The 14,162-nt window shown below is 60.8% G+C and carries 13 protein-coding genes; 8 read left to right on the top strand and 5 right to left on the bottom strand.

Annotation, left to right across the window (positions count from 1 at the left end; genetic code table 11):
- The first annotated feature begins 3 nt into the window (after nucleotides 1-3).
- The 8 genes from rodA to Q8X48_RS18645 all read left to right on the top strand — a co-directional run bounded on the left by rodA (nucleotide 4) and on the right by Q8X48_RS18645 (nucleotide 7,643).
- On the top strand, nucleotides 4-1,107 hold the full coding sequence (gene rodA / locus Q8X48_RS18680) for a rod shape-determining protein RodA (protein ID WP_049810841.1): 1,104 nt from the start codon (nucleotides 4-6) through the stop codon (nucleotides 1,105-1,107).
- A gap of 17 nt (nucleotides 1,108-1,124) precedes the next feature.
- Nucleotides 1,125-2,135 (top strand): lytic murein transglycosylase B, encoded by a 1,011-nt coding sequence (gene mltB / locus Q8X48_RS18675; RefSeq protein WP_407800971.1) that lies wholly within the window; start codon nucleotides 1,125-1,127, stop codon nucleotides 2,133-2,135.
- A complete protein-coding gene (locus Q8X48_RS18670) occupies nucleotides 2,135-3,145 on the top strand; it encodes a septal ring lytic transglycosylase RlpA family protein (RefSeq protein WP_407800973.1) in 1,011 nt (336 codons plus the stop codon). The genes mltB and Q8X48_RS18670 overlap by 1 nt, the downstream gene beginning before the upstream one ends.
- Nucleotides 3,146-3,330: 185 nt before the next feature.
- Nucleotides 3,331-4,488 carry a D-alanyl-D-alanine carboxypeptidase family protein gene (locus Q8X48_RS18665; protein WP_126047734.1) on the top strand — a complete coding sequence of 386 codons (1,158 nt, stop codon included), beginning with the start codon at nucleotides 3,331-3,333 and terminating at the stop codon, nucleotides 4,486-4,488.
- Between the two features lie 83 nt (nucleotides 4,489-4,571).
- Nucleotides 4,572-4,847 carry a DUF493 domain-containing protein gene (locus tag Q8X48_RS18660; RefSeq protein ID WP_007975882.1) on the top strand — a complete coding sequence of 92 codons (276 nt, stop codon included), beginning with the start codon at nucleotides 4,572-4,574 and terminating at the stop codon, nucleotides 4,845-4,847.
- Complete coding sequence (gene lipB, locus Q8X48_RS18655; protein ID WP_007975880.1) at nucleotides 4,847-5,494, top strand: lipoyl(octanoyl) transferase LipB; 648 nt, start codon at nucleotides 4,847-4,849, stop codon at nucleotides 5,492-5,494. The genes Q8X48_RS18660 and lipB overlap by 1 nt, the downstream gene beginning before the upstream one ends.
- Before the next feature lie 25 nt (nucleotides 5,495-5,519).
- Nucleotides 5,520-6,518, top strand: coding sequence for a lipoyl synthase (gene lipA / locus Q8X48_RS18650; protein ID WP_162130289.1), 999 nt, complete (start codon nucleotides 5,520-5,522; stop codon nucleotides 6,516-6,518).
- 174 nt (nucleotides 6,519-6,692) lie between these two features.
- Nucleotides 6,693-7,643, top strand: coding sequence for a S66 peptidase family protein (locus Q8X48_RS18645; protein ID WP_407800976.1), 951 nt, complete (start codon nucleotides 6,693-6,695; stop codon nucleotides 7,641-7,643).
- Between the two features lie 122 nt (nucleotides 7,644-7,765).
- Here Q8X48_RS18645 and Q8X48_RS18640 read toward each other — a convergent pair whose 3' ends face one another.
- From Q8X48_RS18640 to leuS, 5 genes are all read right to left on the bottom strand, one after another.
- Complete coding sequence (locus tag Q8X48_RS18640; RefSeq protein WP_407800978.1) at nucleotides 7,766-9,088, bottom strand: lytic murein transglycosylase; 1,323 nt, start codon at nucleotides 9,086-9,088, stop codon at nucleotides 7,766-7,768.
- 61 nt (nucleotides 9,089-9,149) lie between these two features.
- The gene (arfA, locus tag Q8X48_RS18635; protein WP_015096971.1) at nucleotides 9,150-9,314 is read right to left on the bottom strand and encodes an alternative ribosome rescue factor ArfA; all 165 of its coding nucleotides are present in this window, start codon (nucleotides 9,312-9,314) and stop codon (nucleotides 9,150-9,152) included.
- A 210-nt stretch (nucleotides 9,315-9,524) separates the two neighbouring features.
- Complete coding sequence (holA, locus tag Q8X48_RS18630) at nucleotides 9,525-10,562, bottom strand: DNA polymerase III subunit delta (RefSeq protein ID WP_095965715.1); 1,038 nt, start codon at nucleotides 10,560-10,562, stop codon at nucleotides 9,525-9,527.
- Between the two features lie 39 nt (nucleotides 10,563-10,601).
- Nucleotides 10,602-11,207, bottom strand: coding sequence for an LPS-assembly lipoprotein LptE (locus tag Q8X48_RS18625; RefSeq protein WP_407800980.1), 606 nt, complete (start codon nucleotides 11,205-11,207; stop codon nucleotides 10,602-10,604).
- Between the two features lie 87 nt (nucleotides 11,208-11,294).
- Complete coding sequence (gene leuS, locus Q8X48_RS18620; protein ID WP_407800981.1) at nucleotides 11,295-13,901, bottom strand: leucine--tRNA ligase; 2,607 nt, start codon at nucleotides 13,899-13,901, stop codon at nucleotides 11,295-11,297.
- Between the last annotated feature and the right edge of the window lie 261 nt (nucleotides 13,902-14,162).

The raw sequence follows: 14,162 nt of genomic DNA, 5'->3' as shown, positions 1-14,162 counted from the left end.
GTGATGCGTCGCCGTGCGACGCTGCTGCAACGCCTGCACATCGACGGCCCGCTGCTGATCCTGCTGCTGACCCTCGCCGCCGGCAGCCTGTTCGTGCTGTATTCGGCCAGCGGCAAGAGCTGGGATCTGCTGGGCAAGCAGGCCACTTCGTTCGGCATCGGCCTGGTGTCGATGATCGTCATCGCCCAGTTCGAGCCGCGCTTCATGGCGCGCTGGGTGCCGCTGGGCTACGTGGTCGGGGTGATGCTGTTGCTGGTGGTGGACATCATGGGCCACAACGCCATGGGCGCTACCCGCTGGATCAACATTCCCGGGGTGATCCGCTTCCAGCCCTCGGAGTTCATGAAGATCCTGATGCCGGCGACCATTGCCTGGTATTTGTCCAAGCGCACCTTGCCGCCCCAGCTCAAACACGTGGGCGTGAGTCTGATGCTGATCGGCGTGCCGTTCATTCTGATCGTGCGGCAACCGGACCTTGGCACCTCGCTGCTGATCCTGGCCGGCGGCGCTTTCGTGCTGTTCATGGGTGGCTTGCGCTGGCGCTGGATCCTCACCGTGCTGGCTGCCGCCGTTCCCGTGGCGATTGCCATGTGGTTCTTCATCATGCACGACTACCAGAAGCAGCGAATCCTGACATTCCTCGACCCGGAGAGCGATCCGCTTGGTACGGGCTGGAACATCATCCAGTCCAAGGCCGCCATCGGCTCCGGTGGTGTGTTCGGCAAGGGGTGGTTGCTGGGCACCCAGTCGCACCTGGACTTCCTGCCGGAAAGCCATACCGATTTCATCATTGCCGTACTGGGTGAAGAGTTCGGCCTGGTGGGGATCTGTGCGTTGCTGCTGATCTACCTGCTGTTGATTGGCCGCGGTCTGGTGATTACTGCCCAGGCGCAGACATTGTTCGGCAAGTTGCTTGCGGGCAGCCTGACCATGACGTTTTTTGTTTATGTTTTCGTCAACATCGGTATGGTCAGTGGCCTGTTGCCGGTGGTGGGGGTGCCGTTGCCGTTCATTAGCTACGGAGGAACTTCGCTGGTGACGCTGCTGTCAGCGTTTGGGGTTTTGATGTCGATCCATACCCATCGCAAGTGGATCGCGCAGGTTTGAATAAGGTGAAATTTTCAATGCAAGTAATGCGTGGCTGGGCGACTCGATATGCGCCATGGGTCAGCCTGGTAAGCATCCTTGGCAGCGGGCAGGAAGCGTTGGCCGGCGACTACGAAGGGTCACCCCAGGTGGCCGAATTCGTCGGTGAAATGACCCGCGACTACGGTTTCGCCGGTGAACAATTGATGGGCGTGTTCCGCGAAGCCGAGCGCAAGCAGTCGATTCTGGACGCCATCTCGAAACCTGCCGAACGGGTCAAGCAGTGGAGCGAGTATCGCCCGATGTTCATCACTGATGCGCGCATAGCCCGCGGGGTGGACTTCTGGCGTCAGCACGAAGCGGTGCTGGCGCGTGCCGAGCAGGAGTACGGCGTGCCGGCCCAGGTGATTGTCTCGATCATCGGCGTTGAAACCTTTTTCGGCCGTAATACCGGAAATTTCCGGGTGATCGATGCCTTGTCGACACTGGGTTTCGACTATCCTCCCCGTGCCGAGTTTTTCCGCAAGGAATTGCGTGAGTTCCTGCTGCTGGCCCGCGAAGAGCAGGTCGATCCGTTGACGCTCAAAGGCTCATACGCTGGCGCAATGGGCTTGCCGCAATTCATGCCGAGCAGTTTCCGCGCCTATGCGGTGGATTTCGACGGTGATGGCCATATCAATATCTGGACCAACCCGGACGATGCCATTGGCAGTGTCGCCAGTTACTTCAAGCGTCATGGCTGGGTCGCCGGCGAACCGGTGGTCAGCCGCGCCGATGTCCGTGGCGATCAGGTTGACGAAGGTTTGACCACAGGAATCGAACCGACGAAAACCGTCGGGGAGTTGCGAGCCCTGGGGTGGTCAAGTCATGATGCGCTGCGCGATGATATGCCGGTTACTGCTTTCCGCCTGGAAGGCGACAATGGCCCCGAGTACTGGATGGGCCTGAAGAATTTTTACGCGATCACGCGTTATAACCGCAGCGTGATGTACGCCATGGCCGTACATCAACTGTCTGAACAGCTGGTCCAAGCACGGGGCGTCAAGTAATGCGGGCATTGCCTATCAATAAACCCCTGAAGCTGATGGCATGCGCCGCGTTGGCAGTGCTGGTCGCCAGTTGTTCGACCAGCCGCGCGCCGGCCCCGAAGTCCACCACCGCCGTACGCGCGACGCCGGGGCTGGACATCAACCGTGCCCACAAGGATGGCGCGCCGTGGTGGGACGTCGATGTGTCGCGTATCCCGGACGCCACGCCGACCCTGCACACCGGCCCGTACAAGGCCGCCCCGTACTCGGTACTGGGCAAAACCTACTTTCCGCTGCAAGAGTCCAGGACCTACGTGCAGTCGGGTACGGCGTCCTGGTACGGCACCAAATTCCATGGCCAGAACACCGCCAATGGCGAAGTCTATGATCTGTACGGCATGAGTGCCGCTCACAAGACTTTGCCGCTGCCAAGTTACGTTCGGGTGACCAACCTGGACAACAACAAGACCGTGATCCTGCGGGTCAACGACCGTGGGCCGTTCTACTCCGACCGGATCATCGACTTGTCGTACGCGGCCGCCAAGAAGCTCGGCTACGCTGAAACCGGTACCGCACGGGTCAAGGTCGAAGGCATCGATCCACAGCAATGGTGGGCTGCCAAGGGCCGTCCGGCACCATTAATGCTCAACGAACCGAAAGTCGCGCAGAATAGCGCCCCGGTGATCACGGCTTCGGCCGGCACCGTCGAGCAATGGACACCTCCGCCGCAGCAACACGCCGCCGCCGTCGTCCCTGTTCAACTTGCCGACGCAAAAAAAAACGCTTCTGCACCAGCCTCTGGCCAGTATCTGCAGGTGGGCGCGTTCGCCAACCCGGACGCTGCAGAACTGCTGAGGTCGAAGCTCAGCGGGATGGTGAGCGCTCCGGTGTTCATCAGCTCGATCGTGCGCAATCAGCAGACCCTGCATCGGGTGCGCATGGGACCGATCGGTTCGCCGGGTGAAATTGCCCAGGTACAGAACAGCGTACGCCTGGCCAACCTTGGTTCGCCAAGTGTGGTCACGGAGTAAGCAACACGTAGAACTTGATTGACGATTCACCAGCGATTGGGGGGTGAATCAGGTTGTTGGCTCGTTGAAGAACAAAAGCCCGGCAAGGGTTACAGAGTGAGCAACTGAACACGCGATGACTCGTTAGAAAGTCATCTGATTAGTTTTGCCCTCGGGCAGTTTCCATTAGCGATTTCGAGAGACGGATGAACATCACCACCTTTGCCAAACGCCTGTTCCTGTTAGTCCCGCTGCTTCTCTCACCCGCTGCTTTTGCGGCCGAGATGATGCCTTCGCCACCACAATTGGCTGCCAAGGCCTACGTGCTCATGGATGCCAGCAGCGGCAACGTGCTGGTCGAGAACAATGGTGACCAGCGTCTGCCACCGGCCAGCTTGACCAAGCTGATGACCGCGTACATTGCGACCCTGGAAATCCGTCGTGGCCAGATCGGTGAAAACGACCCGGTGACCGTCAGCGAAAACGCCTGGCGCACCGGTGGTTCGCGGATGTTTATCAAGGTGGGTTCGCAAGTCACTGTCAGCGACCTGCTGCACGGCATCATCATCCAGTCGGGCAACGACGCCAGCGTCGCGCTCTCCGAGCACATCGCCGGCAGCGAAGACGCCTTCGCCGACATGATGAACAAGACCGTGGCTGACCTGGGCATGACCAACAGCCACTTCATGAACCCGACCGGTCTGCCGAATCCTGAGCACTATTCGTCGGCTCACGACATGGCTGTGCTGGCCCGCGCGATCATCCACGAAGACCCGGCTCACTACGCGATCTACTCGCAGAAAGAGTTCTTCTGGAACGGCATCAAGCAACCCAACCGTAACCTGCTGCTGTGGCGCGACAAGACTGTCGACGGCCTGAAGACCGGTCACACCGACGAAGCCGGCTACTGCATGGTGTCTTCGGCCGTACGTGACGGCATGCGGCTGATCGCCGTGGTGTTCGGCACCAACAGCGAAGTGGCCCGTGCCGCCGAAACCCAGAAGCTGTTGACCTACGGTTTCCGTTTCTTCGAAACCCAGACCTTCTATCAGAAGGGCACCGAACTGGCCCAGGCTCCGGTCTGGAAAGGCGCCACCAACCAGATCAAGGCCGGTCTGGCTGAAGACCTGACCATGACTCTGCCAAAAGGCCAGCTGAAAAAGCTCGCCGCCAGCATGACCATGAACCCGCAACTGATTGCGCCAATCGCCAAGGGCGACGTGATCGGTAAAGTCGAAGTCAAACTGGAAGACAAGGTAGTGCACAGCGCCGACCTGATCGCTCTGGATGGCGTCGAAGAGGGTGGTATCTTCCGTCGCATGTGGGATAGCATCCGTCTATTCTTCTACGGCTTGTTCAACTGATAGTGTGCTCCTGCAAAACCCCGTGCTGATCCGGCGCGGGGCTTTGCCGTCGCCACGGCTTACGCTTATGAGGCCGTTACGCCATGACCGATACCGAAGTAAAGGCGCCAAAGATCGAATTCCCTGCCACTGATTATCCAGTCAAGGTGATCAGCGACACCGGCGTGGGCAACAAGGACAGAATCATCGACATCGTCAGCAAGCACGCCAAGATCAACGACGAGCGTATTGACGAGCGCCAGAGCAGCAACGGCAAATACACCACCATTCAGTTGCACATCGTCGCGACCGACCAGGATCAGCTGTACAACATCAACAGCGAACTGCGGGCCACCGGTTTCGTGCACATGGTGTTGTGATGTCCGGCACGCTGGGCTTTCGCGAGCTCGGCCAGATGGCTTACGAGCCGGTCTGGCATGCCATGCAACGCTTTACCAACGAACGCGGCACCGATGTTGCCGACGAGGTCTGGCTGGTGGAGCACCCGGCGGTGTTCACCCAGGGCCAGGCCGGCAAGGCCGAACATCTGCTGCTTCCCGGTGACATTCCGGTGGTGCAGGTCGACCGTGGGGGGCAGGTGACCTACCACGGCCCCGGCCAGTTGGTGGCTTATCTGCTGCTGGACGTACGCAGGCTCGGGTTTGGCGTGCGCGATCTGGTCAGCCGGATGGAGCAATGCCTGATCGAGCTGCTGGCCAGCTACGGTGTCACCGCCGCGGCCAAGCCCGATGCACCGGGTGTCTACGTCGACGGGGCGAAAATCGCCTCCCTGGGTCTGCGGATCCGCCACGGTTGTTCCTTTCATGGCCTGGCCTTGAACGTGGACATGAACCTGGAACCGTTTCGACGGATTAATCCCTGCGGCTACGCCGGGCTGGCGATGACCCAGCTGAGCGATCACGCAGGATCGATTGAATTTGCCGAGGTAAGTGCCCGGCTGCGCGCGCAGCTCGTCAAACACCTCGACTATGCTGAGCAGACGACCCTCACGGGCGGAATCGACTGATATGACTACTGATGCAGTGCAAACCATGATCCCGACGCTCGATGTCACCGAGCGCCCGGCCCCGCGTCCCAAGGTTGAAGCCGGCGTCAAGCTGCGCGGCGCCGAAAAGGTTGCACGTATCCCGGTGAAGATCATTCCGACCACCGAACTGCCGAAGAAGCCGGACTGGATTCGTGTGCGCATCCCGGTTTCGCCGGAAGTCGACCGCATCAAGGCCCTGCTGCGCAAGCACAAGCTGCACAGCGTGTGCGAAGAGGCTTCCTGCCCGAACCTGGGCGAGTGCTTCTCGGGCGGCACTGCGACCTTCATGATCATGGGTGACATCTGCACCCGTCGTTGCCCGTTCTGCGACGTCGGCCACGGCCGTCCGAAGCCACTGGACGTCAACGAACCGGAAAGCCTGGCCATCGCCATTGCCGACCTGCGCCTGAAGTACGTGGTGATCACCTCGGTGGACCGCGACGACCTGCGCGACGGTGGCGCCCAGCACTTTGCCGACTGCATCCGCGAAATCCGCAAGCTGTCGCCGAACGTGCAGCTCGAAACCCTGGTTCCGGACTACCGTGGCCGCATGGACATCGCCCTGGAAATCACTGCCGCCGAGCCGCCGGATGTGTTCAACCACAACCTGGAAACCGTGCCGCGCTTGTACAAGGCTGCGCGTCCGGGTTCGGACTACCAGTGGTCGTTGACCCTGCTGCAACGCTTCAAGCAGATGATGCCGCACATTCCGACCAAGTCCGGGCTGATGCTGGGCCTGGGCGAGACCGACGAAGAAGTCATCGAAGTCATGAAGCGCATGCGCGAGCACGACATCGACATGCTGACCCTGGGCCAGTACCTGCAACCGTCCCGCAGTCACTTGCCGGTGCAACGCTTCGTGCACCCGGACACCTTCGCCTGGTTCGCCGAGGAAGGCTACAAGATGGGCTTCAAGAACGTTGCCTCGGGTCCGTTGGTACGCTCCTCGTATCACGCCGACGAGCAGGCCAAGCTGGTCAAGGCCGAGCTGATGTCGTCCTGATCTGCGCACGCAAATGAAAAACGCCCGCACGGTGTTCAGCCTTGCGGGCGTTTTTTTGCCCGGCCTACGGCACTGGCCGCTTTTTCCTGCAACCTGCGGGGCGATTGACCCTCTTCAGTTTGTCCCCGTTCCTGACTACTGTGTGCTGACGTGTTTACGCAGGGAGATTCACGAATGACCGCTCGACCGACCCACACCCTTTGCCCCCATGCTCCCGTCCCGGCACTGCCGTCGGAAGGCATGATCGGCGTTATCGCACCCGCCGGTCCCGCGACGCTGGACACCGACAAGGCGGTGCAATGGATGTGTGCCCGAGGTTACTCACTGAAAGTGTTTCCCGGGGTCTACGAGAAAGACGGCTACCTGGCCGGCAGCGACGACGTGCGGCTCAATGACCTGCACGCTGCGTTCGCGGATCGTGAAGTCGATGCCATCATCTGCCTGCGCGGAGGTTACGGCACGCCCCGGCTGCTTGATCGCATCGATTTCCAATTGCTGCGCGACAATGCCAAGCCATTCATCGGTTACAGCGACATCACTGCCGTGCATTTGGCGATCAGTCGTTATGCCGGCTTCGTGACATTTCATGGTCCATTGCTCAATGCCGACCTGCTGGGTGGCAAGCAAATACCAACGGAGTCTTCCTTTTTCAACATGCTGCGCGGGCAGGTGAGGGCGGGCTCGGTGCTGGCGCATCCGGTGGCCTATCCACTGACCACGATCGAGCCGGGCGTGGCTCATGGGCGCTTGCTCGGAGGCAATCTGGCCATGATCGCCGCGACCATGGGCACGCCCTACGAGATTGATGCCGAGGGCGTCATTCTGTTGATCGAGGACATCAACGAGCCGCTGTATCGCATCGACCGGTTGCTGACCCAACTGCGCCTGGCGGGTACGTTGCACAAACTGCGCGGTGTGTTGGTCGGAGATGTGGCGGGAGTGGAGGTGGCCGCGCTGGACAGGTTGCTCAAGCAGACCTTCGCGCCATTGAAGATTCCGGTGTTGTCCGGGTGGCGAAGCGGGCATTGCGACCCGAATCTGACGCTGCCCATGGGGGCGTTGGTGCGCTTGGATGCCGGGAACAAGGAGTTGATGCTGGAGCAGGATGTGGTGACCAAACGTTAGATGTTCGTTGCCTGGTACTCAGTCTTCGCGAGCAAGCCCGCTCCCACATTTGATCTGTGAGCGCCACAAAATCAATGTGGGAGCGGGCTTGCTCGCGAAAGCGGTTCCAGCCATACGACAAACTATCGGTTACGCAACCCTTCCAGCAACTTGTGCGTCGGATAGCCATCCGCTGGCCAGCCAAACGACTGCTGGGCGCTGCGGATCGCCTTGCGGGTGTTGGCGCCAATGATCCCGTCGGCGGTGCCAGCGTCGTAGTTTTGCGCGCTCAGCAGGTTTTGCAGCTCGATCCGCTCGGTTCGGCTCAGTGGCAAGTCATCCTTTGGCCACGTGCCACTGATCAAGCCCGCACCATTGAAGCGTTCGGACAACAGGCTCACGCCCAGGGCGTAGGACGACGAGTTGTTGTACTTGAGGATCGCCCGGAAGTTATCGAGCACCAGGAACGCCGGGCCACGGTAACCGGCCGGCAGCAGCAGGGCTGCGGACAATTGCTCGGAGCCGGCCGGGACCTGGCCACCGTTGGGCAGGGTAATGCCCAATTGCCGCCATTCAGCGACGCTCTTGCGAATCGTGCCGTCGGCCAGCAGGTAGTTGAACCCGCTCGGCAGCTGGACTTCAAAGCCCCATGGCTGGCCTCTCTGCCAGCCAGAACTCTGCAGGTAGTGCGCGGTAGACGCCAGGGCGTCGGCCGAACTGCTCCAGATATCGCGCCGCCCGTCACCATCGAAGTCCACGGCATGGGTGTTGTAGGTGGTCGGGATGAACTGGGTCTGGCCCATGGCGCCGGCCCAGGATCCCAGCATCCTCTCGGGCTCGATATCGCCTTGTTGCAGGATTTGCAGGGCGGCAATCAATTGTGCGTGGGCGAAACCTGGGCGACGGCCTTCATAGGCCAGGGTCGCCAGTGAGTTGATCACCGACTTGCTGCCCTGGAACTGGCCAAAATTGCTTTCCATGCCCCACACAGCCACCAGCGCCTGACGATCAACGCCATAACGCTGCTCGATGCTTTGCAGGATGTCCGCGTACTGGTTGACCAGCGACTGGCCTTTACGTACCCGCAGCGGCGACAGGGCGCCATCGAGGTATTCCCACACCGGCTTTGCGAATTCCGGTTGGCTGCGGTCGGCACGAATCACACTGGGGTCGAAGCTGACATTGGCGAAAGCGCGATCAAACAGATCGGCGCGGATACCCGCGGCCAGGGCATCCTTGCGGAAACCCGCCTGCCATTCGGCGAAGGTCTGGGTTGGCTGGATGTCGAGGTTCTCACCCGTCGGAACCACAGGCGGAACAACCGCCGGGGCGGTGGCGACAGGAAGCGTCTGAAGCGGCTGAGCGTCGGCTGCGGTCGGTTTTTCCGCACAGGCGACAAGCAAAACAAGGCTGGAGGCAGCGATCAGTTGGCGTAGGTGCCAACGACGGGGAAGACAAAAGGGCATGCACGGGTCCAGGGAGTACGAATCAGGTACAGACCTTAACATGTTGAAGGGGGGTTCTGCTTTACGCAGCCAGAAAGTAAGAAGCCTCCCAGTTGTCAGACTGGAAGGCTTCGCGGCGATAACTGCCTTTGCCCTTGGCGGGACGTTCCTGGCGACTGCGGAACAATGGCTGGGCGATGATGGATTTGGCCTTGTTGGGGCCATGCGTTGATGGCTTTTTGCTCATGATGATTTCTCGCAAGTGAGTGGATTTTGCGCGGCAAATCATCGGCCGAAGTTTGGGGGCTGTCCAGTCCCGGTGAGTATCAGAAAAAGCGCCGCTCTCTGTAGGAGCGAGCTTGCTCGCGATGGTCGTTAACGATAACACCAGAGTTTCTGATTTAACGCGTTGCCCTCAGGTGCTTCGCGAGCAAGCTCGCTCCTACAGGGGGCGGTGTTATTCAGCGGGTAGGGCTAAGCGCTGCCCGGCCATCAACAGCGTCAACCGGCTCAAGCTCATCCACGGCGAACCCGCCGCCTGGCCCTTGATCTGCGCGTCGATGCGTTGCGCTTCCAGCAGCAGTTGCGCCCAGCGTTGTGCCGAGTAGCGTTGCAGTGCTTTGCTCATCAACGGTTTACGTTTGTCCCAGACTGGCGGTTTGGCCTGGCTGAAGGCCTTGTCCAGCGGCGTCCCCTGGCTGTATTGCAGGGAAATATTGGCCAGCAGTCGCAGCTCCCGGGCCAGGGCCCAGAGAATCACCGGCGGCTCGACGCCTTCGCCGCGCAAGCCTTCGAGCATGCGCAATGCGTGGGCCGCTTCACCATTGAGCACCGCATCGGTCAGGCCAAACACGTCGAAGCGCGCACTGTCGGCCACCGCCGCCTGCACCGTTTCAACCGTGATCTGACCCCCTTCGGCCATCAGTTTGAGCTTTTCAATTTCCTGGGCAGCGGCCAGCAGGTTGCCCTCGACCCGTGCTGCAATCAGCTCAACAGCGTCCTGGCTGGCGGATAGCCCGGCCTGGGACAGGCGTTGGCGGATCCAGCTGGGCAACTGGGCGACGTCGACTGGCCAGATCTGTACGAACTGAGTCTGCTGTCCTTCGACCAGCGCTTTGCCCCACTTGGTTTTCTGTGCGCTGCCATCGAGTTTCGGCAAGCTGATCAGCAGCACGGTGTCGTCGGCCGGGCGCGAGCAATATTCGATAAGCGCGGCGGCACCTTTGTCGCCGGGTTTGCCGGAAGGCAGGCGCAGTTCCAGCAGGCGCTTTTCGGCGAACAACGACATGCTGGCACCGGCTTGCAGCAAGGTCCCCCAGTCGAAATTGGCGTCGGCGGCAAAAACCTGGCGTTCATCGAATCCCTGCTGACGGGCAGCAGTGCGGATGGCGTCGGCCGCTTCCTGGCACAGCAGCGGATCATCGCCGCTGATGATGTAGACGGGCGCAAGGGCGCCTTGCAGGTGTTTGGCGAGTTGGGCGGGGGCGAGCTTCATAAGAGAGGGCGAACGGGGCGCCTGAGCGCCCCGTAAGTCTTACTGCTGCGGCAGTTCGACAGGCGACTGGCGCGGGGTTTCCGCTTCAGCCTTTTTTGCCGCTTCCAGTGCCGCGGCGTCAGCCTTGGCCTTGGCTTCGGCAGTCTGCTGCAACTGATCCAGTTGGCCGGGGGTCAGTTGCTCCAGACGCAGCATCATGCGTTGAACCATTTCCCGGCGGCCTTCCGCACGGGCTGTTGCGGCTTCCTGGTCGGACCCCACCAGATTGCTGCCGTCGTGCATAAAGACTTTCTGCACTTCAAGCTTGTCGCTCAACAATGGCAGATCACCGCGACCACGGATGTCGTAGTTCAGCACGGTGGTGAGCTGGTACTCGCCCGTACTGCTGGCGCCTGCGTAGCTGAGGATGCGCTGGCTTTCCTGCTCATTGGTCAGCACCAGTTTGTACGGTGCGCCGGTATAGACTTTGACGCCGCTACCTTCCAGTACCCGACGCAACTGGGTCACGGTTTCGCCATAAGCGTTACGGGCGCTCAGGTCGAGTTCTTTGATCGCCAGTTGGTTGGTGCCGGTACCGCGCAGCTGGAAACCGCAGGCGCTCAGCAGAACCGCGAGGCCCATCACCAGCAGATTGCGTTTGATCATCTTGTTGCTCCCCTTGAAACCATGTGGGCCGATCAAGCGGCCCGAAAGGTTTTACTCGGCGCCAGGCTCACCTGGCGCCTGATCCAATTAGCTGGCGACGATATTGACCAGTTTCCCGGGCACTACGATCACTTTACGAATGGTCAGACCGTCGACGAAGCGCAGGACGTTCTCGTTGGCACGGGCGGCGGCTTCGACTTCTTCACGGCTGGCACTGGCCGGCATTTCGATCTGACCACGCAGCTTGCCGTTGACCTGGATGACGAGCGTCAGGCTGTCCTGCACCAGTGCGCTGTCGTCCTGCACCGGCCAACCGGCGTCGATCACAGGATCAGCGTGGCCCAGTCGATGCCACAACTCGTGGCTGATGTGCGGTGTGATCGGGGCGAGCAGCAGGGTCACGGTTTCCAGGCCTTCCTGAACCAGTGCGCGATCCTGTTCGGTGCCTTGTGCGGCTTTCTCCAGTACGTTCATCAGCGTCATCACCTGGGCGATGGCGGTGTTGAATTTGTGGTTCTGGCCGACGTCCTGGCTGGCCTGCTTGATGGCCAGGTGGATCGAGCGACGAACGGCTTTCTGCTCGTCATTCAGGCTGGCGACGTCCAGTTTGCCCGGCAGGCCCTGGGTGACGTGCGCTTGAGCCAGACGCCAGACGCGCTTGAGGAAACGGTGCGAGCCCTCTACGCCGGAGTCGGACCATTCCGCGCTCATGTCAGGTGGCGAGGCGAACATCATGAACAGGCGGCAGGTGTCTGCACCGAACTGGTCAATCATCGACTGTGGGTCTACGCCGTTGTTCTTCGACTTGGCCATCTTCTCGGTGCCGCCGATTTCCACCGGCAGGCCGTCGGCAATCAGCTTGGCGCTGATCACTTTGGCCTTGCTGTCGCGCTCCAGCTCGACGTCCGCCGGGTTGAACCAGGTGTAGGCGCCGTTGGCTTCGCGACGGTAGTACGTCTCGGCGATCACCATGCCCTGGGTCAGCAGGTTCTTGAACGGCTCGTTGGAGCTCACCAGGCCTTCGTCGCGCATCAGCTTGTGGAAGAAGCGCGCGTACAGCAGGTGAAGAATCGCGTGTTCGATACCGCCGATGTACTGGTCAACCGGCAGCCAGTGGTCGGCCGCCGATTTTTCCACCAGGCCGCCTTCAAAGTGTGGCGAGGCGTAGCGGGCGTAGTACCACGAGGACTCGACGAAGGTGTCCATGGTGTCGGTTTCGCGCTTGGCAGGTGAGCCGCATTTAGGGCAGCTGCACTCGTAGAACTCGGGCATGCGCGCCAGTGGCGAACCGGCGCCATCCGGCACCACGTCTTCCGGCAGCACGACCGGCAGTTGATCTTCAGGTACCGGCACGTCACCGCAGGTGGAGCAGTGGATGATCGGGATCGGGCAGCCCCAGTAGCGCTGACGGCTGATGCCCCAGTCGCGCAGGCGGAACTGGGTACGCGAGGCGCCCAGTTCTTTCTTGATCAGCGCGACTTCGATGGCGTCGAAGGCGCCCGCGAAGTCGAGGCCGTCGAACTCGCCGGAATTGATCAGCGTGCCGTGCTCGCCGTAGGCGTCTTGCCATGGCGCGGGGTTGGTGTCACCGGAACTGGTGCGCACGACCGATTTGACCGGCAGGTTGTATTTGTGGGCGAATTCGAAATCGCGCTCGTCGTGGGCCGGAACCGCCATTACCGCGCCATCACCGTAATGCATCAGCACATAGTTGGCGACCCATACCGGCAGCTTTTCGCCGGTCAGCGGATGCTCGACGAACAGGCCGGTCGGCAGGCCTTTTTTCTCCTGGGTGGCGACGTCGGCTTCAGCCACGCTGCCGCCTTTGCATTCAGCGATGAACGCTTGCAGCTCGGGATTGTTCTGTGCCGCGAGGGTGGCCAGGTGGTGTTCGGCGGCCACGGCGACGTAAGTCGCTCCCATTAAAGTGTCCGGACGGGTGGTGAAGACTTTCAGTGCACCGGTTTCGCCGATGGAGTCGACGTTGTACGGGAACTGCACTTCCATGCCGCGGGATTTGCCGATCCAGTTGCGCTGCATGGTCTTGACCTGCTCAGGCCAGCCAGTCAGTTCGTCGAGGCTTTCCAGCAGTTCATCCGCGTAGGCAGTGATCTTGAAGTAGTACATCGGAATTTCGCGCTTCTCGATCAGTGCACCGGAACGCCAGCCGCGACCGTCGATCACCTGTTCGTTGGCCAGGACGGTCTGGTCGACCGGGTCCCAGTTAACGGTGCCGCTTTTCTTGTAGATCACACCTTTTTCGAACAGGCGGGTGAACAGCCATTGTTCCCAGCGGTAGTAATCGGGCTTGCAGGTGGTCACTTCGCGCGACCAGTCCACCGCCAGGCCCAGGCTGCGCAGCTGGCTTTTCATGTAGGCGATGTTTTCGTAGGTCCACTTGGCGGGCGCTACGTTGTTCTTCATCGCGGCGTTTTCCGCCGGCATGCCGAAGGCGTCCCAACCCATCGGTTGCAGAACGTTCTTGCCCTGCATGCGCTGGTAGCGGGAGATCACGTCGCCGATGGTGTAGTTGCGCACATGCCCCATGTGTAGCTTGCCGCTGGGGTAAGGGAACATCGACAGGCAGTAGTACGTCTCCTTGCCTGGCTGTTCACTGACTTCAAAGGACTTTTGCTCGTCCCAGAACGACTGGGCGGCGGCTTCGATTTCACGGGGCTGATATTGTTCGTGCATGGCTACTTTTGAACTGAATAGGGGTGGCCTAATCCTCTTCAATGCAACGCTGGACGTTGAAGCCGCCTCATTGGCGTTTTCGCTGGCCAGCCGAGCTGGAAGTGGAGTTACAGGAAGCGCCGTAGCATACATGACCGCGCTCTACCGAGGGAAACCCTGATTGCTGCCACACGTCCTGCGAAAACCGCTGCGAGGGCCGTTGGTCGCGGCGTTCAGCCGGTTTGTTCATGGAAGCTAAGCTCTAACTGGGGAGTAGGTCAT

Source organism: Pseudomonas sp. QLc11A (assembly GCF_052112305.1).
In the GTDB taxonomy this organism is placed as follows: Bacteria; Pseudomonadota; Gammaproteobacteria; order Pseudomonadales; family Pseudomonadaceae; genus Aquipseudomonas; species Aquipseudomonas laurylsulfatiphila.
Note: the sequence above shows the minus strand (reverse complement) of the source record. Positions and strands in the feature narration are given on the sequence as shown.

Coding starts and splice junctions, on each gene's coding strand:
- rodA (WP_049810841.1), top strand. CDS start 4: ATGCGTCGCCGTGCGACGCTGCTGCAACGCCTGCACATCGACGGCCCG.
- mltB (WP_407800971.1), top strand. CDS start 1,125: ATGCAAGTAATGCGTGGCTGGGCGACTCGATATGCGCCATGGGTCAGC.
- Q8X48_RS18670 (WP_407800973.1), top strand. CDS start 2,135: ATGCGGGCATTGCCTATCAATAAACCCCTGAAGCTGATGGCATGCGCC.
- Q8X48_RS18665 (WP_126047734.1), top strand. CDS start 3,331: ATGAACATCACCACCTTTGCCAAACGCCTGTTCCTGTTAGTCCCGCTG.
- Q8X48_RS18660 (WP_007975882.1), top strand. CDS start 4,572: ATGACCGATACCGAAGTAAAGGCGCCAAAGATCGAATTCCCTGCCACT.
- lipB (WP_007975880.1), top strand. CDS start 4,847: ATGTCCGGCACGCTGGGCTTTCGCGAGCTCGGCCAGATGGCTTACGAG.
- lipA (WP_162130289.1), top strand. CDS start 5,520: ATGATCCCGACGCTCGATGTCACCGAGCGCCCGGCCCCGCGTCCCAAG.
- Q8X48_RS18645 (WP_407800976.1), top strand. CDS start 6,693: ATGACCGCTCGACCGACCCACACCCTTTGCCCCCATGCTCCCGTCCCG.
- Q8X48_RS18640 (WP_407800978.1), bottom strand. CDS start 9,088: ATGCCCTTTTGTCTTCCCCGTCGTTGGCACCTACGCCAACTGATCGCT.
- arfA (WP_015096971.1), bottom strand. CDS start 9,314: ATGAGCAAAAAGCCATCAACGCATGGCCCCAACAAGGCCAAATCCATC.
- holA (WP_095965715.1), bottom strand. CDS start 10,562: ATGAAGCTCGCCCCCGCCCAACTCGCCAAACACCTGCAAGGCGCCCTT.
- Q8X48_RS18625 (WP_407800980.1), bottom strand. CDS start 11,207: ATGATCAAACGCAATCTGCTGGTGATGGGCCTCGCGGTTCTGCTGAGC.
- leuS (WP_407800981.1), bottom strand. CDS start 13,901: ATGCACGAACAATATCAGCCCCGTGAAATCGAAGCCGCCGCCCAGTCG.